We start from the raw sequence: 19,604 nt of genomic DNA, 5'->3' as shown, positions 1-19,604 counted from the left end.
TCGTCAGTCTTGCGTTCGACGAACTCTCCCACGCAGTGCTTTCACTGTGGATTTTTGCGCCTTCGATGACAACCTGCGCTCTTTCGAGGCGCGTGTAGGGCGAGTTGCCTGTCGGCTTTTTTGCACTGCGGTTAATTCTTTTATCACCGCTACCAGCCGGGAGATTGCCGCTTCCCGATTAAGTTCCTGGCTACGGTATTCCTGCGCCTTAATGATAATAACGCCATCACCGCTAATCAGATGATGGCTGGCGGCAAGCAAACGTTCCTTGTAATACTCTGGCAGGCCAGAGGCCCGAATGTCAAAGCGCAAATGGATAGCCGTCGAGGTCTTGTTAACGTGCTGACCGCCCGCGCCCTGCGCCCGAATCGCCGTGATTTCCAGCTCATTATCAGGGATAGAGACGTTTCGGGAGATAACAATCATGAACGCGGCTGCCACGCGGTCAGATGAATTTCCAGATTGTTCTGAGAGTCAGACAGCCAGATAGCACCGTCCTGGATAGTTGCCTGCAGCGCCATTGTACGACCTGCAAAATCACTCAGTTGCGCCAGTTGTTCATCATCCAGATACCACACGGTCAGATTTTTAAACTGCGCGCACTTGTTCTGATTTTGCTGCCACCAGCTCTGAGCCGCACGGCTGTTGTAAGCAAACAGGGCAACCTCTCCAGACTGGGTACAGGCTTTTTTAATACGGCGCTCATCCGGCAGACCCAGCTCAATCCAGAGATCGATACCCAGATGGTCGTTACGCAGCCATGCTTCAGGCTCGTCTTCCGCACTCAGACCACGCGTGAACTGCAGCCGTTCATCGGCATATTTGATCCAGGCCAGCAGGCGCAACATCATGCGCTCCTGGGTTTCAGAGGGGTGACGCGCCAGCGTCAAGGCCGCGTCAAGGAACTGGTTGCGGTCAAGATCCGCTACGTTGACGACGGCTTTATAAATTGTCGCTTTAAGCGCCATGAGAGAACTCCTTTCGAATCAGGCGCACATTGTAGCGAAAACTGCGGCAAAAGGCTGCTAACTGCTCCACTATCAAGGCGCTGATATTGCTTGAATGAGTATGGTATAGTCACCTTGCTAAACAGAGTTTATCTTCGTAGGCTTAGACTTGCATCCACGGTTAAGTCAGAGTGCTGACAGGAGGGCATGTGGAAAAATATTGTGAGTTAATACGCAAGCGGTACGCGGAAATCGCCAGCGGAGACTTAGGGTATATCCCGGATGCGCTGGGTTGCGTATTGAAGGTGCTTAATGAAGTGGCGGCAGACAGCGCCCTTCCAGAGTCGGTCAGGGAAAAAGCGGCGTATGCTGCCGCGAACTTACTGGTGAGCGATTATGTCAATGAATGAAACGTATCAACCCATCAACTGCGATGATTACGACAATCTTGAACTCGCCTGCCAGCACCATTTGTTACTGACGCTGGCGCTAAAAGATGGCGAAGTTTTGCAGGCGAAAGCGAACGACCTGGTTTCACGTAAAAACGTGGAGTATCTGGTCGCAGATGTCGCAGGTGAAACCCGGGAGCTTCGTCTCGACAAAATTGCCAGCTTCAGCCACCCGCAGATCGGTACCGTGGTGGTCAGCGAATCTTAACTTTTTTCGCCTTATCCGGCCTACTTTCCATGTGAAACGTAGGCCTGATAAGCGCAGCGCCATCAGGCATGCCATACCAGACTTACACCTTCTTCACCTTCTGCCGTCCCCTCACGCGTCACGAAAACACCCGCAGCCGAAATCAACGTTTCGCCGTAAAACAGCAGCGGTGTGGTATCTCGTCGCCAGGGCGGGATCCCCTGCTCCTGCCAGATTTTCTTTAATTTCCGTCCGCCGTTACGCCCGACAATATGCAATAACCCTGGCGCTTTAAAACGGATACTGACGACTTCATCCGCTTGTGGCAAGCGCAAATCACCCGCAGAGATTAACTGAACCGAACCCAATCCGGCAGGCAGCGTCAACGGTGTTTTCCACTCTAACCACGGGATAACAGTTTCGCTTTGCCCATCGACTGACTTCACCCACCACAGCTGTGACTGATAACGACGGACCTCGTACTCCCCGAGGCGAAAACTTGGTGACGCATCTTCCCGCGCCAGCGCCACTTCCTGCCAGATACGTTCCAGCCCATCACGGGAAGGCATCGGCGCATTTAACCCCGCCAGCCAGCGACGAAGCAGCGCGGCACGACGCACGCCACTCATCATCATTAATGGCGTCAGTAACAGTGTTCCGCGGGGTGTGATGCAATCGGCTAAATCGCTGGCCAGCAGTTCATCCAGTAAACTCTCCTGCTCAGCGCACAGCGCAGCGCTGCGGGCAACGGCTTGCGCGAAGTGCGGCCAGCGCTGTTGGAGCAATGGGGTAACGCGCAATCTGAGGAAATTGCGATCGTAGGTATCATCCTGATTACTTTCATCTTCAATCCAGCATAATTCATGCTGCTGTGCCCATGCTTCAAGCGCCTCTCGCGTTTGCGCCAGCAGCGGTCGAATCAGCTGGGTTCCGGCAAACGGAGAGCTTTCCCCCATGGCGGAAAGTCCGGCAGGACCACTGCCGCGCTTAAGCGCCAACAGAAAGGTTTCACACTGGTCATCGAGATGCTGTGCGGTCATCAGCACCTCGCCCGGTAGTAAGGTCTGCGCAAACGCCTGATAGCGCGCGCGTCGCGCCTGGGCTTCGATGCCCAGACCATCATCCTCAAGGTATACCCGCTCAACCACCAGCGGCACCTGCCACTGCGCGCATACCGACTCACAGTGCTGTACCCAACTGTCTGCGTGTGGGCTTAATCCGTGATGAATGTGGATTGCGCGTAAAGCAACATCAGGATGCAGCGCTCGCCACTGCACCAACTGATGCAGCAATACGGTGGAATCCAGCCCGCCGCTAAAGGCGACCAGAATCGATTGAGAATTCAGCAGCGAAGTGTTCAGCGTGAGTGTCGTCATGATGGTTACTTACAATGGCATTGCCCGGCACGTTACCGGGCTAACGCCACAATGACAAGCCCTACAGCTCGTACAGTTCGAGGGGTAATCCGTCCGGATCGTTAAAAAACATAAAACGTTTGCCGGTAAACGGATCGATTCGTACCGGCTCGCATTTCACATCATGGCTTTCCAGATGAATTATCGCCTTTTCCACGTCATCTACGCTGAACGCCAGATGACGCAAACCGCAGGCTTCCGGTCGGCTCGGACGGCAAGGTGGAAACGGGAAAGAAAAAAGCTCAATCACATACTGGCCGTTCAATGCCAGATCGCCTTTCCACGAGTCTCTCTCTTCCCGATAGGCTTCGCTCATCAGTGTAAAGCCAAGCACATCGCAGTAAAATGCCTTACTCGCCGCGTAGTCAGTCGCAATAATGGCAATATGGTGAACCTGTTTTAATCCCAGCATAGCGTCATCGCCTCTTTCATTTTTCTGTCAGAACGTTACTCGAACGTCTTGGGGTCAGGCAAGTCGTTATGCCATTTTTAAGACTCTCACGCGATACAGGCCATCCTCACCCAGTTTAGCGCCATGGATATCGGTTTCAAATCCAGGGTAGCGCTGCCCTACCGAGCACAGCATCAGAAGAAAATCGAGGACAGCCCGGCTTTTGGCAGTGATCATTTCCCCGGGCATCAAAAGCGGCACACCGGGAGGATAAGGCAGGATCATATTGGCAGAAACGCGCCCCACCAGTTGATCAAGTGCTACCGTTTCGACCTCACCTTTGATCTGCCGCTGCCAGGCCTGGTGCGGCGTCATTTTCATTTCCGGCAAGGTATCAAATGCCCGCAGCATCAACCCGGAGAGATCGTGCTGGCGGATCAACTGATGGATCCCTTGCGCCAGATCCTGAATACGCATATTGCGATAGAAATCGGGATCTTCAGCATATAGATCCGGCAGCATATTTTTCACACGTAAATTCAGATCGTACGAGCGCTTAAATTCCGTCAGGCCACGTAGCAGCCCCATCGCCCGGGTTTTATCAATACCAATGCTGAACAGGAACAACAGGTTATACGGTCCCGTCTTCTCGACTACGACGCCGCGTTCATCAAGGAATTTCGCCACCAGCGCCGCGGGGATCCCCTCTTCGCTCATATTTCCCTGTTCATCCATTCCCGGCGTCAAAATCGTGACCTTCACCGGGTCAAGGAACATGTGGTCGGCATCAGCATCAACAAATCCGTGCCAGTCTTCACCTGGCGCTACCGGCCAACATTCTGCTTCATCTACCTTTTCCGGCTGCCAGATATCAAAGAACCAACCATCCGACTCTTCACGCAGACGTTGCACTTCTTTACGGAAATGCAGCGCCCGTTCCACCGAACGATTGATTAACCGCTTGCCTGAATTGCCACGCAGCATTGCCGCCGCCGTTTCTATCGACGCCACTATCGGATAGCTCGGAGACGTAGAGGTGTGCATCATAAAGGCTTCGTTGAACGTGTCTTCATCATAGTCGCCCTTAATGTGGATCAGCGAAGCCTGTGACAACGCCGCCAGCATCTTGTGGGTGGACTGGGTTTCAAAAATCACCTTTCCCGGTACCCGTTCGCCGCTCATCCCGCTTTTCCCCTGATAGATCGGATGAAAATGGGTATACGGCACCCAGGCTGAATCAAAATGGATGGAGGGCACATCCAGCGTTTGTTTGATCCAGTTGGTGTTATACAACAGGCCATCATAGGTGGAGTTGGTGATCACCGCGTGGACCGGCCATTGCGCCTGATTGGTTTCCTCAACTTTGCGTTCAATGCTTGCGTGGGTAAATTCCCGACGGGGTATACCGCCGAGGATCCCCAGCGCGTTACGCGTGGGCTTCAGCCAGATTGGCACCACATCACTCATCATCAGCAAATGCGCCAGTGACTTATGGCAGTTGCGGTCAATCAGGAGCGTACTGCCTGCAGGTGCAGCATACATACCGACAATCTTGTTCGATGTCGAGGTGCCGTTGGTCACCATATAGCTCTGCTCGGCACCAAAAGTACGCGCGATATACTCCTCCGCTTCCAGGTGCGGACCGGTATGATCAAGCAATGAGCCCAGTTCGGTTACGGAAATGGACACGTCGGCTTTCAGCGTATTACCGCCAAAGAAATCATAGAACAGGCAGCCGACCGGACTTTTCTGGTACGCCGTTCCCGCCATGTGCCCAGGCGTGCAGAAGGTATACTTCCCTTCCTTCACATAGGTAAACAGCGCTTTGGTGAAAGGAGGCGTGATGTTATCGAGGTATTCGCTGGTGTACTGGCGGATGCGGGTGGCAATGTCTTCAGACTGACCCAGTGCATACTCAAAAAACCACAGCGCCATGCGCAGGTCGTGCGCACTGACATCCATCGTCGAATGGGTATTAATAAAGGCGTAGAGCGGGAGATACTCGTTGAGCTGGTTGATATCGCTGCACAGCTCCAGACTGTATTCATCCCAGTCAAAAATGACGCCGCAAATTCGCGGGTTATGTTCGATAAACTTCAGCAGGTCGACGCTATTCTGCGGCCAGATAATCTGAAACCCCTGCTGCTGCAGCGCACATTCAAGTTCCTTGATGGGCTCATCTTTATAAAAGACGCCATGCGGTCCCATGATGGCAATGATATTCATGCGTTCCTCCTGGAAAAACCTTAGTTAATCATAGCCTGGCCAAACCACAGGTAAAAAAAAGGGCCACAGCATTGTGGCCCTTTTCAGAATTAATGCAGTTTACGCGTAACCGTAGCTCATCAGACGCTGGTAACGACGGTTTTTCAGATCATCTTTGCTTAACACGTCGAGATCGGCGAGATCGGCCAGCAGCTGTGCCTTCAGGGACGCAGCCATTACTTCAGGGTTGCGGTGCGCGCCGCCCAGCGGTTCCGGGATGATAGAGTCAATCAGCTTCAGCTCTTTCAGACGCGGCGCGATAATTCCCATTGCTTCTGCGGCCAGCGGCGCTTTGTCGGCGCTTTTCCACAGAATGGAAGCACAACCTTCCGGGGAGATAACGGAATAGGTGCTGTACTGCAGCATATTCACTTTATCGCCCACACCGATAGCCAGCGCGCCGCCGGAACCACCTTCACCGATAACGGTGCAGATTACCGGCACGCTCAGACGTGACATTTCGCGCAGGTTGCGCGCAATCGCTTCTGACTGACCACGTTCTTCCGCGCCCACGCCCGGGTAAGCCCCTGGGGTGTCGATGAAGGTAATGATCGGCATGTTGAAGCGCTCGGCCATTTCCATCAGGCGCAGCGCTTTGCGATAGCCTTCCGGCGCTGGCATGCCGAAATTACGGCGAATCTTTTCTTTGGTCTCACGGCCTTTCTGATGACCAATGATCATCACCGGACGGCCATCCAGACGCGCAATACCGCCGACAATAGCTTTATCATCCGCATAGGCTCGATCGCCCGCCAGCTCATCAAATTCATCAAACGCCAGGCGGACATAATCCAGGGTGTACGGACGCTGTGGATGGCGCGCCAGTTGGGCTACCTGCCATGCGCCAAGATCGGCGAAGATTTTACGCGTCAGTTCTACGCTTTTTTCACGCAGACGATGCACTTCTTCATCGATGTTAATATCCAGTTTCTCATCCTGACGGCTAACCGCAGTCAAAGAATCGATTTTTGCTTCCAGCTCTGCAATCGGCTGTTCAAAATCAAGGAAATTCAGACTCATAGTATTCCTGTATTAGTCAAACTCCAGTTCCACCTGCTCCGAACCAATAAGGCCACGGAGATCGTTTAGCAAACGATCGCTCGGAGAGACACGCCACGTCGCGCCAAAACGCAACCGCGCACGTGCATCCGCCCTCTGATAGTAGAGATGTACTGGAATTGTCCCCGAGCGGTGGGGTTCCAGAGACTGACGGAGTCGGTTTAAAAGCTGGTCATCAATTTGCCTGTCCGTCAGCGAGATAGCAAGCCCGCGAGCATATTTTTCCCGGGCTTCGTCAATATCCATGACTTCACGGGCCATCATTTTAAGCCCGCCACTGAAGTCATCAAAGCTGACCTGTCCGCTGACGATAAGTATGCGGTCTTTTTCCAGCAATTGCTGGTATTTATCCAGAGCATCGGTAAACAACATAACCTCCAGACGTCCGGAACGGTCATCCAGTGTACAGATGCCGATACGATTGCCGCGCTTGGTGACCATTACCCGCGCAGCAATGACGAGCCCCGCAGCCGTGGTGACTTTACCACGTTCTGTCGGATGCATGTCTTTCAGCCTGTAGCCTCCGACATAGCGCTCAATTTCTTTTAAATACTGGTTGATGGGGTGTCCCGTCAGGTAAAGCCCCAACGTTTCACGCTCACCGTCTAATACCACCTGCTCCGGCCACGGTTGGCAGCTGGCATAGGATTGTTCAATTTGCTCCGGTTCTTCCGCCAGCACGCCAAACATATCGGCCTGACCAATAGCTTCGGCTTTTGCATGCTGATCGGCGGCTTTTAGTGCGTCGTTGAGCGAATTCATCAACGCCGCACGATGCGGGCCAAGGCGATCAAACGCCCCGGACATGATTAGCTTTTCCAGCACCCGGCGGTTAAGTTTTTTGATATCCGTGCGCGCGCAGAGATCAAACAGCTCACGGAAGTAGCCGCCTTCGTTACGCGCCTCAATAATAGCTTCAATTGGCCCTTCACCCACGCCTTTTATCGCGCCGATGCCATAAACAATCTCGCCATCATCATTCACGTGAAAATGGTAAAGCCCGGAGTTGATATCCGGCGGCAGGATTTTGAGCCCCATGCGCCAGCATTCATCCACCAGTCCGACGACTTTCTCGGTGTTATCCATATCGGCGGTCATTACCGCCGCCATAAACTCGGCAGGATAATGCGCCTTCAGCCACAGAGTCTGGTAAGAAACCAGCGCATAGGCAGCGGAGTGCGATTTGTTAAATCCGTAACCGGCGAATTTCTCCACCAGGTCAAAGATTTTCATCGCCAGTTCGCCGTCTACGCCGCGCTTTTTCGCCCCTTCTTCAAAGGTGCCGCGCTGCTTGGCCATCTCTTCCGGCTTTTTCTTACCCATCGCACGACGCAGCATATCCGCGCCGCCAAGGGTGTACCCGGACAACTCCTGGGCAATCTGCATAACCTGTTCCTGATACAGGATAATGCCGTAGGTCGGCTCCAGTACCGGTTTCAGACACTCATGCTGCCATTGTACATCCGGATAGGAAATCTCTTCGCGACCATGCTTACGATCGATAAAGTTATCTACCATCCCCGACTGTAGCGGGCCAGGACGGAACAGAGCCACCAGTGCGATCATATCTTCGAAGCAGTCAGGCTGCAGACGTTTGATCAGGTCTTTCATGCCGCGGGATTCAAGCTGGAAGACCGCCGTGGTCTCCGAGCGTTGCAGCATATCGAAGCTTTTCTTGTCATCCAGCGGGATAGCCGCAATATCCAGCGGTGGCTCACCGTTCTTTTCACGGCGCGCGTTGATCATTTCCAGCGCCCAGTTGATGATGGTGAGCGTACGCAGGCCGAGGAAGTCGAACTTCACAAGACCAGCATATTCCACATCGTTCTTATCAAACTGAGTAACCGGGTGCAGCCCCTGTTCATCGCAGTACAGCGGAGCAAAATCAGTAATTTTGGTCGGTGCGATAACCACACCACCGGCGTGCTTACCGGCGTTACGCGTGACGCCTTCCAGCTTACGCGCCATATCGATCAGCGCTTTAACCTCTTCATCTGCCTCATAGATTTCCGGCAGTTGGGGTTCGGCTTCAAAGGCTTTTGCCAGCGTCATGCCCGGATCGGGCGGTACTAGCTTCGAAATACGGTCAACGAAGCCGTACGGATGCCCCAGTACGCGGCCCACGTCGCGGATAACCGCTTTTGCTGCCATCGTACCGAAGGTAATAATCTGCGAAACCGCATCACGACCGTACATTTCCGCCACGTGCTCGATGACCTGGTCGCGTTTCTCCATACAGAAGTCAACGTCGAAGTCGGGCATTGAGACACGTTCCGGGTTAAGGAAACGTTCGAACAGCAGGTCAAATTCCAGCGGGTCGAGATCGGTAATTTTCAGCGCATAGGCAACAAGTGAGCCAGCACCGGAACCACGTCCCGGGCCGACCGGTACGCCGTTATCTTTCGACCACTGGATAAATTCCATAACGATCAGGAAGTAGCCCGGGAATCCCATCTGGTTGATAACTTTAAGTTCAACTTCCAGACGTTCATCGTAAGGTGGGCGCTTCTGCGCACGAACTTCAGGGTCAGGGAACAAAAATTCGAGACGTTCTTCCAGCCCTTCGCGTGATTTCGCCACAAGGAAATCTTCGGTGGTCATATCGCCGGTCGGGAACTGCGGCAGGAAATATTCGCCCAAACGCACCGTCACGTTGCAGCGTTTAGCTATCTCGACGGTGTTTTGCAGTGCTTCCGGAATATCGGAGAACAGCTCGCACATCTCATCTTCGCTGCGCATGTACTGCTGCGGCGAATAGTTACGCGGGCGTTTCGGGTCATCAAGGGTAAAGCCGTCGTGGATCGCTACGCGGATTTCATGCGCATCGAAATCTCCGGTTTCAAGGAAGCGGACATCGTTAGTCGCCACCACCGGTAGACCACGCGTTTCGGCCAGTGCTACGGCTGCGTGCAGATAATTTTCTTCATCTTGCCTGCCGGTGCGAATCAGTTCGAGGAAATAGCAATTGGGAAAATGTTCTTCGTAAAACGCCACGCACTCGTCAACCAGTGCGTTATTGCCGCGCAGCAGACTTCGTCCGACATCACCCATGCGACCGCCGGAGAGCAAAATCAAACCTTCTTTTAACTCGACCAACCAGTCCCGGTCGATAACCGGTCCTTCTGCGCCATAGCCGCGCTGATAGGCTTTCGAAATCAACAACGTCAGGTTCTGATAGCCGGTATTATTTGCGGCCAGCACGGTAAGCTGCGTGAGTTCATCGCCCAACAGCTCACTGCGGACATGAAAATCTGCGCCAACTATCGGCTTGATACCCGCGCCATGGCCCGCTCCGTAAAACTTCACCAGACCACACAGGTTGGTAAAATCGGTGATCGCCAGCGCAGGCATGCCTAACGCGGCCGCCTTTTTTACCAGCGGTCCGGTTTTCGCCAGCCCATCGATCATGGAGTAGTCGCTGTGCACCCGTAGGTGGACGAAACGTGGTTCAGACATCTTCAGATTCCTTCGACACAAGAATCAGGACGAGAGTCCCAGTGCGCGTTTGACGGGGCCAAAGCTGCGGCGATGGTGCTCAGTCGCACCATGCAGTGCCAATTTTTCCAGATGAAATGCGGTTGGATAACCTTTGTGCTGTGCAAAACCATACTGTGGAAAAACCGTATCCAGCGCCGCCATTTCAGCGTCACGGGTCACTTTTGCCAGAATCGATGCGGCGCTGATCTCCGCCACACGGCTATCACCTTTGACCACCGCCATCGACGGTACCGGTAATGCCGGGCAACGATTGCCGTCAATCAGCACGTATTCGGGCGCAATATGCAGACCCGCAACCGCACGCTGCATGGCCAGCATGGTAGCATGCAAAATGTTCAGTTCGTCGATTTCATGCGGTTCCGCCCGACCCAGGCTCCAGCTTAACGCCTTTTCTTTAATTTCATCAAATAGCGCCAGGCGACGTTTTTCTGACAGTTTTTTTGAGTCGTTAAGACCGATAATAGGGCGAGCCGGATCCAGAATGACGGCAGCAGTGACGACCGCGCCGACCAAAGGGCCGCGTCCGACTTCATCCACACCCGCCACTAAATGCGTATGCGGATACACAAATTCAATCATTGCGCTAACTCCAGGACCGCATCCGCTGCCTGCTCATCAGCATTGCAACGGATCTGCTGGTGCAGTTCACGGAATGTGTCGTGCATCGCATGGCTGGTTTTACCCTTCGCCAGCAACGGCAACAGCGCTTGCGACAGCGCCTGCGGTTCACACTCTTCCTGCAACAGCTCTTTAACCAGTTCTCTTCCCGCCAACAGGTTAGGTAGCGAAACGTAATCAGTCTTCACCAGACGCTTCGCCAGCCAGAAGGTGAAGGGTTTCATACGGTAGCCAACCACCATCGGGCATTTTGCCAGCATACATTCCAGCGCGGCGGTACCTGAAGCCAGCAGTGCGGCGTCGCTGGCCACCATTGCTTCACGTCCCATACCATTGAGCAGATGTACGGAAAGCTCCGGTGCAACTTCCGCTTTAATGCGTTCAAACTGCTCGCGACGTTTGGCATTCACCAACGGCACCACCACTTCGAGATCCGGATAATGCTGGCGTAATAGTTGCGCCGTTTTCAGAAAATCGGCGCTGAGCATCTCCACTTCTGCACCACGGCTTCCTGGCAGTAGCGCCAGGCAGTGAGCGTCATGAGGAATGCCCAGAATATCACGTGCCGCGTTTTTATCCGGGTCCAACGGCATGGCATCCGCCATGGTATGACCGATAAAGCGGCACGGGACGTTAAATTTGTCATAAAACGCTTTTTCGAAAGGCAGAAAGGCCAGCACCATGTTGGTGGATCTGCCTATTTTGAAAACGCGTTTCTGTCGCCACGCCCAGACGGACGGACTGACATAATGAATGGTTTTAATGCCCTGTTTTTTCAAGTTCCCTTCGAGGGTAATGTTGAAATCAGGTGCATCAATGCCAACGAAAACATCCGGCTTTAAGTCGGTGAATCGGCGAGTGAGGTCGGCACGAATATGCAGTAAACGGCGCAGACGTCCGAGCACTTCAACAATGCCCATGACCGCCAGCTCTTCCATTTCGTACCAGGCTTCACAGCCTTCGGCCTGCATCAGCGGACCCGCCACACCAACAAAACGCGCATTGGGAACGCGAGCCTTGAGTGCACGGATTAACCCTGCACCAAGAATATCGCCGGAGGTTTCTCCGGCGACGAGGGCAATCGTTAAAGGACGCTGTTCAGTCATTAACGAATCAGGCCACGCGTTGAGCGCTCAAAGAAGTCGCTGAAAGCCTGAACTTCGGGGTACTGTTTCGCCAGTTCCGCGATTTCTGGTTTCACTTCTTCCAGCGTTTTACCACTACGGTACAACGCTTTGTAGGCGTTACGAATCGCGGTAATCGCTTCGCGGGTGAATCCACGACGCTTCAGACCTTCGATATTGACGCCAAACGGCGTCGCGTGGTTGCCCTGGGCGATAACGTACGGAGGCACGTCCTGGGCTACACCAGAACAGCCGCCAACCATTACATGAGCACCGATGATGCAGAACTGATGCACCGCAGTCATGCCGCCGATGATAACAAAATCATCCAGCGAAACATGTCCGGCAAGCGTGGCGTTATTCGCCAGAATACAGCGGTTTCCTACCGTACAATCATGCGCGACATGCGCATTAATCATCAGTAAGTTATCGCTGCCCACCTTCGTCACTCCACCGCCCTGCACTGTGCCACGATGAATGGTGACGCTTTCGCGGATGCGGTTGCGATCGCCAATTTCCACACGGGTCGGTTCGCCAGCATATTTAAGATCCTGGTTAACTTCACCGATGGAGGCAAACTGATAGATCTCGTTATCGCGACCAATTTTTGTATGGCCATTCACGACAACGTGAGACTTCAGTACGGTACCCTCACCAATTTCAACATGGGGTCCAACAATACAAAATGGGCCAATGTGAGCATTGGCACCAATGCTGGCGCCCTCTTCTACAATGGCGGTCGGGTGAATAAAGGCGGATTTATCAATCACGTATCAGGCCTCCCGGCTACGGGCACACATCATCGTTGCTTCGCACACAACTTTACCGTCGACCAGCGCAACCCCTTTAAAACGGGTCAGGCCACGGCGCGTTTTCTCGAAAGTCACTTCCATGATCATCTGATCGCCAGGCACGACAGGACGCTTAAAGCGTGCTTCGTCAATACCCGCGAAATAATACAGTTCGCCTGGTTCCAGTTTTCCTACGCTTTTAAACGCAAGGATACCGGTAGCCTGTGCCATCGCTTCCAGAATCAATACGCCAGGGAAAATAGGTTTACCCGGGAAGTGGCCCTGAAAGAAAGGCTCGTTAACGGATACATTTTTCACTGCGCGCAGAAAACGACCTTCTTCAAAATCCAGCACGCGATCAACCAGCAGAAACGGAAAACGGTGCGGCAGAAGTTCTAAAATCTCTTCAATATGCAGAGTATGAGTGTTAGTAGTCAAAATACTCTTCCTGTCAAAATATACTAAAAGGCAATAATAACACGGCCTGTCGCAATCGTATGAATGGGACAGGCCGAAAAGTCAGACATGCAAAAACGGTGCTTTAGTCTTGTTGATTAACCTTGCGCTCAATCGCTTTGAGGCGCTTGCTCATATCATCAATATTCATCACCAGTGCAGCTGTTTTACGCCATACCTTATTGGGTTGTAGCGGAATGCCTGAGGAATAGACGCCAGGTTCGGTGATAGGACGCATCACCATACCCATGCCAGTCACCGTGACTTTGTCGCATATTTCCATATGCCCATTGATCACGCTGGCGCCGCCAATCATGCAGTAACGGCCAATCTTCAGGCTACCCGCCATAATGACGCCACCGGCTACTGCCGTATTGTCGCCAATCACAACGTTATGCGCAATCTGGCACTGGTTATCAATGATAACACCATTACCGATCACAGTATCGTCCAGAGCACCACGGTCAATGGTGGTACAAGCGCCGATCTCGACGCGATCGCCGATAATCACGCGACCAAGCTGCGGGATCTTTACCCAGTTACCGCGATCGTTCGCGTAACCAAATCCATCAGATCCAACGACAGTGCTTGACTGGATCAGGCAATTCTCACCGATCTGAATGTCGTGGTAAATCGTCACATTCGCCCACAAGCGTGAACCTGCACCGATTTTAGTATTTTTTCCGACGAAGCAGCCTGCGCCGATAACGACGTTATCACCCAGTTCTACGCCAGACTCAATGACCGCATTTGCGCCCACAGAGACATTATTACCCAGCTTCGCCGTTGCATCGATCACTGCACTCGGTGCAATGTTCTGTGCAGGCTGAGGCGTGGTATCTAGAATTTGCGCCATACGTGCATAGGTCAGATAGGGATTCTTCACTACCAACGCGGCACTTTTAGCAAAAGGAAGATCGTCCTGCGTCATTACTACGGCAGAAGCCTGGCATACGCCTAAGTGTTCACGGTACTTAGGATTCACCATGAACGTGATATTGCCAGTTTGCGCAGATTGCATGGACGCTACGCCGGTGATGACGATATCGCCATCACCGTGTAATTCTGCATCCAACTGCTCTGCTAAATCAGCCAGTCGAATTGAAGGCATTACTTATTTAACCTGTTTCAGTACGTCAGCGGTGATGTCTTTTACATCGCTGCTGTTGTATGCAACGGTGTTTGCGTCAACGACCAGATCGATGCTCTGGCTGCTGGCAACAGATTTCACAGCAGTCTGGATACGAGTAACCAGTTTGCCACGTTCTTCGTTGGAGCGACGCGCACGATCCTGCTCAAAAGCCTGAGCTTTCTGAGAGAAAGTCTGGCGCTGAGCCATAACGTCTTTTTCCAGCTTGGTACGATCGCTACCTGCTTTCATTGATTGCAGACGCTGCATCTTAGATTGCAGATCGGATTCCATACGCTGCAGTTCGCTGGCACGGCCTTTGAACTCGTTTTCCAGCGTAGCAGAAACGCCTGTCTTCTGTGCAACCTGTTGGAACAGGCTACCCATGTTGACGATTGCAATTTTGTCAGCCGCTTGTGCGGACGTTGCCATCGCTAAACCGAGACCTGCAGCTAATAACCACTTTTTCACAATTAACTCCTTACCATCCCATTTGCACCCGAAGGTGCAGTTCTTTGCGTGGCCAGGCAATCCCATGCAAGATCGCCTAAAGTCATCGCTACACTACCACTACATTCCTTTGCGAAGAACAATTACCAGGTTTTACCAATGTTAAACTGGAACTGTTCCGCTTTGTCTCCATCGTACTTCTTGAACGGCTGGGCGTAGGAGAAAACCAACGGCCCCAATGGGGACATCCATTGTAAAGCGATACCCGCTGACATACGGATATTACTTGGATCACTGTAGTCCGGCACACCTATAGCACGTGTTTGAGCGCTATCCTGCCAGTTAGTATCCCAAACGGTACCCATATCCCAGAAGAACGAGGTACGAACCGAGTTGGCATACTTGTCGCTAATGAACGGCGTTGGGGTAATAAACTCCAGGCTGGCGACAGCCATGGCGTTACCGCCCACTGCGTCATCCGATTTACAGTCTTTACCGTCTGCGTTGGAACACTCTTCGTAGTCACTATTATCAGAACCACTGGCGTAAGCACCGTTTTTGTAGACTGCTTTTGGACCGATAGTATTCGACTGGAAGCCACGCACGGTGCTGGAACCACCTGCATAGAAGTTCTCATAGAACGGCATTTCTTTGCTGCCAATGCCGTCGCCATAGCCTACCTTCGTACGTCCTAAAACCACCCACTTGTGATCGTCATCGATCGGCACATAGGTCGCGGTATCCATCGACACTTTGTAGTATTCGTTATCAGAACCCGGAATGGTCACTTTACCGTTCAGGTTGACGCGTGTACCGTCCGTTGGGAAATATCCACGGTCCAGTTTGTTGTACGTCCAACCGTAGTTAAAGGTGAAGTCATCAGCGGCAAAGCTGTTGGTATTGGTCTCGCCCATTGACTCAAGATAACGATCCATCGCAACCTGCGGCTGCATGTTGGACAGTTTGTTATGTACATAACCCAGGCCGGCACGCAACGTGTTGTATTCGTTTACCGGGAAGCCAAGCGTTACGTCTGTACCATAACTTTTGTTGGTATAGTCGGACAGATCCGCATCATTCGCTTCAAAGTCGTTATAGAAGACACGGCCACCCAGGCTCACACCATCAACGGTGAAGTACGGGTTAGTCACAGACAACTCAGTATAGGTCTGGTAGTCGTTTTTGGTGCCGTTGATGCCAACAGAATAACCGGTACCTAACCAGTTATCTTGCTGAACGCCAGCCTGGAAGCTCACACCGCTCTCGGTACCGTAACCGACGCCGAAGTTAAAGCTACCGGTATTACGCTCTTTGACCTTGTAGACTACATCAACCTGATCCGGGCTGCCCGGAACACGCTGAGTATCGGTATCAACTGTTTCAAAGTAACCCAGACGGTTCAGACGCTCTTTACCCTGGTCGACCAGATCGCTGCCCAACCATGCACCTTCCATCTGACGCATTTCGCGACGCAGAACGGAATCTTTAGAGGTGTCGTTACCTTCAAAACGAATCTTACGCACATAGAAACGGTTACCCGCATCCACGTTTACGCGTAATTTAACGGTTTTGTCAGCGTCGTTGATTTCAGGCTGCGACTGTACGCGCGGATAGGCATAGCCATAGCGACCCAGGAGCTTCTTGATATCATCTTCCATTTTGGTCACTTTGGTGCCGTTATAGAGTTCACCTGGCTCGATCTTCGTCAGGGTCTCAATTTCGGCGGAGTGACCGGCCAGGTTACCGCTCACCTGAACACCAGAAAGCTTGTACTGCTCGCCTTCTGTGATGTTAACGGTGATGTAGATACCTTTTTTATCCGGCGTCAGGCTGACCTGAGTGGAATCGATATTGAAGCGGGCATAACCGCGATCCAGATAGTAACTGCGCAGGGTTTCAAGGTCGCCCGCCAGTTTCTGTTTCTGGTATTTGCGATCGCCCACCACGTTCCACCACGGTACTTCATCACGCAACTGGAAGTGAGAGATAAGTTCGTCAGTCGTGAAGGCATGGTTGCCGACGATATTGATCTGTTGGATCTTCGCCGAAACACCTTCCTGGAAGACCAGCTTGAGGTCAACGCGGTTACGCGGCAACGGCGTCACCACCGCTTTCACACTGGCGCTGTACTTACCGACGCTATAGTAGAAATCTTCCAGGCCTTTTTCGATATCGGCAAGCGTGGTGCGATCCAGAGACTCGCCAACACGCACGCCAGACGCCTCGAGGTTTTGCTTGAGCATGTCATCTTTCACCGATTTATTACCGGAGAAAGTGATGCTGGCAATCGTCGGACGCTCTTTTACCTGAACCAGAAGGGTATCACCATCGCGCAGGACGCGGACATCCTCAAAGTTACCGGTGGCGAACAGAGCACGAATGGTATTACTGATGTCTTCATCATTAACCGTGTCGCCTGTGCGCACCGGCATACTGAGGAGAGCCGCACCAACGGCGACTCGCTGTAGGCCTTCGAAATGAATGTCCTTCACTACGAACCCTTCAGCACCGTATACGGTGGCGCTGCTAAACAGCAGCGACGCTATGAGCAACTTTTTCATCGCCATCGTTATTATGCGTTCTTCCTAACACTCTCTTACAACCGAGAGAAATCATTGAAAAGTGCAAGCCCCATTAACAACACCAGCAAGATAGAGCCAATGCGATAACTAAAGTCTTGAACCCGCTCGGATACCGGACCGCCCTTCAGCTTTTCAATCGCCAGGAACAGCAGATGCCCCCCGTCAAGAACGGGCAACGGAAACAGGTTGATTATCCCTAAGTTCACGCTGATAAGCGCAAGGAACATCAGGTAATAAATAACCCCGAACTCCGCTGACATCCCAGCCCCCTGGGCGATAGAAATCGGCCCACTGAGGTTGTTCAGTTTTACATCACCGGTAATCAATTTTCCCAGCATACTGACCGTCAGCTTCATCAACTGCCACGTTTTATCCGAGGCTTCGAGGATGGCGCTGAATGGCCCATACTGGCGTACAGTCTTATACTCATCAGGCAGAGGAATAACTTTAGGCACCACGCCCGCAAAACCTTCTGCCTTCCCGTTAACTTGTTTTGAATCTGGGGTTAACGTTAAAGACAAGGAACTTCCTTGTCTTTCAATATCTAGCGCTAACGGCTTATCCGGATTATCGCGCACCAGCGTCACAAACGTCATCCATTGCGTCAGCGGCTGACCATTGACTTTAACGATCCTGTCGCCTGCTTGCAAACCTGCCTTACTTGCAGCGGAGTTAACCTGCACTTCTGACAGCACCGGTTCAATCTGCGGACCGCGCGGACGAATCCCTAAACTGGAGACGGGATCCTCTTTGTCTGGCTCAAATGCCCACTGACGTAAATCCAGCGTTTTGTCCTGGCGCTGGTTACTGCCAAACTGCGCTACGCTGAGAGTCGTATGCTCATCGCCAATTTTGGCTACCAGTTGCAATCTCACGGCATCCCAATCAGGGGTTTCGATACCATCAACCGCTTTTAGTTCCGTACCCGGCTGAATTTGCGCCTGCGCGGCAATTGAGTTGGGTGTTATTTCACCAACAACCGGACGAACGCCAGGGACACCGATGATAAACACCAGCCAGTAAGCGAAAATAGCAAAAAGGAAGTTTGCAATCGGACCTGCGGCGATGATGGCTGCGCGTTGTCCAACCGTTTTATTGTTGAAAGCGTAATGGCGCAGCTCCGGTGCGACTGGTTCAGCGCGCTCATCCAGCATTTTGACGTAACCGCCGAGGGGAATCAGGGCGATAACGTATTCCGTACCTAATTTATCGGTACGCCGCCAAAGCGCTTTTCCAAAACCAATGGAAAAGCGTTCGACGCGGACTCCGCAGCGCCGCGCAACCCAGAAATGACCAAATTCATGCACGGTGATAAGCACACCAAGTGCGACAATGAATGCAGCCAGATTCCAGAGAATACTCAGCATAAGACCATCCGTTAGAGCGTCCTGAATACCAGTAACAACAGGCAGGCAAAGACCGGTACCGCAGCCGTCAGGCTATCAATACGGTCCAGAATACCACCGTGTCCTGGAATTAAGTGACCACTGTCCTTAATACCTGCTTCACGCTTAAACATACTCTCGGTCAGGTCACCCAGCACGGAGGCCAGGGCTGCAACGATGGAGCAAATGAGCAAGGTGACAGGCGCAACTTCAAGATTCGCCCACATGCCATAACCCCATGAGATCACGGCCGCAGTGGCGAGTCCGCCAATAAAACCCTGCCAGGTTTTACCAGGAGAAACCTTCGGTGCCAGCTTATGTTTGCCAAACAGCTTACCAAACATATACGCACCAGAGTCCGCTCCCCAAACGAGGATCATGACATACAGCAGCCATAGCGCGCCACTATAATGATTCTCATCATAGTGCCATGCACGTAGCGCCAGCATTCCCCAAAAGAACGGAACAATGGTTAACACGCCGAAAATTATGCGTAATGTTTTGGAATTACGCCAGACCGACGCAGAGCCGGGATAAAACAATACCAGCAACAGCGCCACTACCCACCAGCCCAGCGACGCCCACAGCGATACTTCAACCAGCGGCTGATGAATATTGCGATGGTATTCCGGCAGTAAGAACAGCATTAGCGCCAGCAATAGCCCGCACAAAACCGCCAGCCAGACTCGCTGTGTACGCGTGGTAAAACCGCTTAACTGTCCCCATTCCCAGGCGGCCAGCATACAAACGACCAGCGTGACAATGGCGAACCCCACCGGCGGCAGCAAAAACAGCGCCGCGATGACAACGGGTATTAAAACAAAAGCAGAAATCAGGCGATACTTCAGCAAAAGCGAC

Annotated in this window: 18 protein-coding genes; 2 read left to right on the top strand and 16 right to left on the bottom strand. The window is 52.6% G+C overall.

The window, feature by feature from the left end:
- Positions 1-3 precede the first annotated feature (3 nt).
- Both arfB and OGV71_RS05225 read right to left on the bottom strand, forming a co-directional pair.
- On the bottom strand, positions 4-426 hold the full coding sequence (gene arfB, locus OGV71_RS05230) for an alternative ribosome rescue aminoacyl-tRNA hydrolase ArfB (RefSeq protein WP_003018489.1): 423 nt from the start codon (positions 424-426) through the stop codon (positions 4-6).
- Positions 423-968 (bottom strand): YaeQ family protein, encoded by a 546-nt coding sequence (locus OGV71_RS05225; RefSeq protein WP_071696629.1) that lies wholly within the window; start codon positions 966-968, stop codon positions 423-425. The genes arfB and OGV71_RS05225 overlap by 4 nt, the downstream gene beginning before the upstream one ends.
- Positions 969-1,156: 188 nt before the next feature.
- On the opposite strand from OGV71_RS05225, the gene OGV71_RS05220 reads away from it, so the two are divergent.
- Together OGV71_RS05220 and rof are read left to right on the top strand one after the other, a co-directional pair.
- Positions 1,157-1,357, top strand: coding sequence for a YaeP family protein (locus OGV71_RS05220; RefSeq protein ID WP_003018499.1), 201 nt, complete (start codon positions 1,157-1,159; stop codon positions 1,355-1,357).
- Positions 1,344-1,604 carry a Rho-binding antiterminator gene (rof, locus tag OGV71_RS05215; RefSeq protein WP_003018503.1) on the top strand — a complete coding sequence of 87 codons (261 nt, stop codon included), beginning with the start codon at positions 1,344-1,346 and terminating at the stop codon, positions 1,602-1,604. Before OGV71_RS05220 ends, rof begins: the two co-directional genes overlap by 14 nt.
- 62 nt (positions 1,605-1,666) lie before the next feature.
- Here rof and tilS read toward each other — a convergent pair whose 3' ends face one another.
- The 14 genes from tilS to cdsA all read right to left on the bottom strand — a co-directional run bounded on the left by tilS (position 1,667) and on the right by cdsA (position 19,597).
- A complete protein-coding gene (tilS, locus tag OGV71_RS05210; protein ID WP_071696628.1) occupies positions 1,667-2,959 on the bottom strand; it encodes a tRNA lysidine(34) synthetase TilS in 1,293 nt (430 codons plus the stop codon).
- A 61-nt stretch (positions 2,960-3,020) separates the two neighbouring features.
- Positions 3,021-3,410, bottom strand: a complete 390-nt coding sequence (locus OGV71_RS05205; protein WP_286532784.1) for a VOC family protein — start codon at positions 3,408-3,410, stop codon at positions 3,021-3,023.
- Positions 3,411-3,476: 66 nt separating this feature from the next.
- The gene (gene ldcC, locus OGV71_RS05200) at positions 3,477-5,615 is read right to left on the bottom strand and encodes a lysine decarboxylase LdcC (protein ID WP_032948560.1); all 2,139 of its coding nucleotides are present in this window, start codon (positions 5,613-5,615) and stop codon (positions 3,477-3,479) included.
- Between the two features lie 99 nt (positions 5,616-5,714).
- Complete coding sequence (gene accA, locus OGV71_RS05195; protein WP_003018513.1) at positions 5,715-6,674, bottom strand: acetyl-CoA carboxylase carboxyl transferase subunit alpha; 960 nt, start codon at positions 6,672-6,674, stop codon at positions 5,715-5,717.
- Between the two features lie 12 nt (positions 6,675-6,686).
- On the bottom strand, positions 6,687-10,169 hold the full coding sequence (gene dnaE / locus OGV71_RS05190) for a DNA polymerase III subunit alpha (RefSeq protein WP_003018516.1): 3,483 nt from the start codon (positions 10,167-10,169) through the stop codon (positions 6,687-6,689).
- Positions 10,170-10,193: 24 nt separating this feature from the next.
- Positions 10,194-10,790, bottom strand: coding sequence for a ribonuclease HII (gene rnhB / locus OGV71_RS05185; protein ID WP_003018518.1), 597 nt, complete (start codon positions 10,788-10,790; stop codon positions 10,194-10,196).
- Positions 10,787-11,935, bottom strand: a complete 1,149-nt coding sequence (lpxB, locus tag OGV71_RS05180; RefSeq protein WP_003018522.1) for a lipid-A-disaccharide synthase — start codon at positions 11,933-11,935, stop codon at positions 10,787-10,789. Before lpxB ends, rnhB begins: the two co-directional genes overlap by 4 nt.
- Complete coding sequence (gene lpxA, locus OGV71_RS05175) at positions 11,935-12,723, bottom strand: acyl-ACP--UDP-N-acetylglucosamine O-acyltransferase (protein WP_003018525.1); 789 nt, start codon at positions 12,721-12,723, stop codon at positions 11,935-11,937. The genes lpxB and lpxA overlap by 1 nt, the downstream gene beginning before the upstream one ends.
- Before the next feature lie 3 nt (positions 12,724-12,726).
- Positions 12,727-13,182 (bottom strand): 3-hydroxyacyl-ACP dehydratase FabZ, encoded by a 456-nt coding sequence (gene fabZ, locus OGV71_RS05170; RefSeq protein WP_003018528.1) that lies wholly within the window; start codon positions 13,180-13,182, stop codon positions 12,727-12,729.
- A 103-nt stretch (positions 13,183-13,285) separates the two neighbouring features.
- Entirely contained in the window at positions 13,286-14,311 is a 1,026-nt protein-coding gene (gene lpxD, locus OGV71_RS05165) for a UDP-3-O-(3-hydroxymyristoyl)glucosamine N-acyltransferase (RefSeq protein ID WP_003018531.1), read from the bottom strand.
- A 3-nt stretch (positions 14,312-14,314) separates the two neighbouring features.
- A complete protein-coding gene (skp, locus tag OGV71_RS05160; protein WP_003018533.1) occupies positions 14,315-14,800 on the bottom strand; it encodes a molecular chaperone Skp in 486 nt (161 codons plus the stop codon).
- A 122-nt stretch (positions 14,801-14,922) separates the two neighbouring features.
- Complete coding sequence (gene bamA / locus OGV71_RS05155; protein WP_016149580.1) at positions 14,923-17,346, bottom strand: outer membrane protein assembly factor BamA; 2,424 nt, start codon at positions 17,344-17,346, stop codon at positions 14,923-14,925.
- A 29-nt stretch (positions 17,347-17,375) separates the two neighbouring features.
- Positions 17,376-18,728, bottom strand: coding sequence for a sigma E protease regulator RseP (gene rseP, locus OGV71_RS05150; protein ID WP_003018539.1), 1,353 nt, complete (start codon positions 18,726-18,728; stop codon positions 17,376-17,378).
- Positions 18,729-18,739: 11 nt separating this feature from the next.
- A complete protein-coding gene (gene cdsA / locus OGV71_RS05145; protein WP_003018541.1) occupies positions 18,740-19,597 on the bottom strand; it encodes a phosphatidate cytidylyltransferase in 858 nt (285 codons plus the stop codon).
- Between the last annotated feature and the right edge of the window lie 7 nt (positions 19,598-19,604).

It is taken from the genome of Citrobacter sp. Cf088 (assembly GCF_030334295.1).
GTDB lineage: Bacteria > Pseudomonadota > Gammaproteobacteria > Enterobacterales > Enterobacteriaceae > Citrobacter > Citrobacter freundii.
The sequence above is the reverse complement of the archived record's forward strand: the minus strand, read 5'-3'. Positions and strand labels throughout refer to the sequence as shown.

Bases quoted from the DNA above. Each gene is read 5' to 3' on its own strand.
- arfB (WP_003018489.1), bottom strand. From the start codon at position 426: ATGATTGTTATCTCCCGAAACGTCTCTATCCCTGATAATGAGCTGGAA.
- OGV71_RS05225 (WP_071696629.1), bottom strand. From the start codon at position 968: ATGGCGCTTAAAGCGACAATTTATAAAGCCGTCGTCAACGTAGCGGAT.
- rof (WP_003018503.1), top strand. From the start codon at position 1,344: ATGTCAATGAATGAAACGTATCAACCCATCAACTGCGATGATTACGAC.
- tilS (WP_071696628.1), bottom strand. From the start codon at position 2,959: ATGACGACACTCACGCTGAACACTTCGCTGCTGAATTCTCAATCGATT.
- OGV71_RS05205 (WP_286532784.1), bottom strand. From the start codon at position 3,410: ATGCTGGGATTAAAACAGGTTCACCATATTGCCATTATTGCGACTGAC.
- ldcC (WP_032948560.1), bottom strand. From the start codon at position 5,615: ATGAATATCATTGCCATCATGGGACCGCATGGCGTCTTTTATAAAGAT.
- accA (WP_003018513.1), bottom strand. From the start codon at position 6,674: ATGAGTCTGAATTTCCTTGATTTTGAACAGCCGATTGCAGAGCTGGAA.
- dnaE (WP_003018516.1), bottom strand. From the start codon at position 10,169: ATGTCTGAACCACGTTTCGTCCACCTACGGGTGCACAGCGACTACTCC.
- rnhB (WP_003018518.1), bottom strand. From the start codon at position 10,790: ATGATTGAATTTGTGTATCCGCATACGCATTTAGTGGCGGGTGTGGAT.
- lpxB (WP_003018522.1), bottom strand. From the start codon at position 11,935: ATGACTGAACAGCGTCCTTTAACGATTGCCCTCGTCGCCGGAGAAACC.
- lpxD (WP_003018531.1), bottom strand. From the start codon at position 14,311: ATGCCTTCAATTCGACTGGCTGATTTAGCAGAGCAGTTGGATGCAGAA.
- bamA (WP_016149580.1), bottom strand. From the start codon at position 17,346: ATGGCGATGAAAAAGTTGCTCATAGCGTCGCTGCTGTTTAGCAGCGCC.
- rseP (WP_003018539.1), bottom strand. From the start codon at position 18,728: ATGCTGAGTATTCTCTGGAATCTGGCTGCATTCATTGTCGCACTTGGT.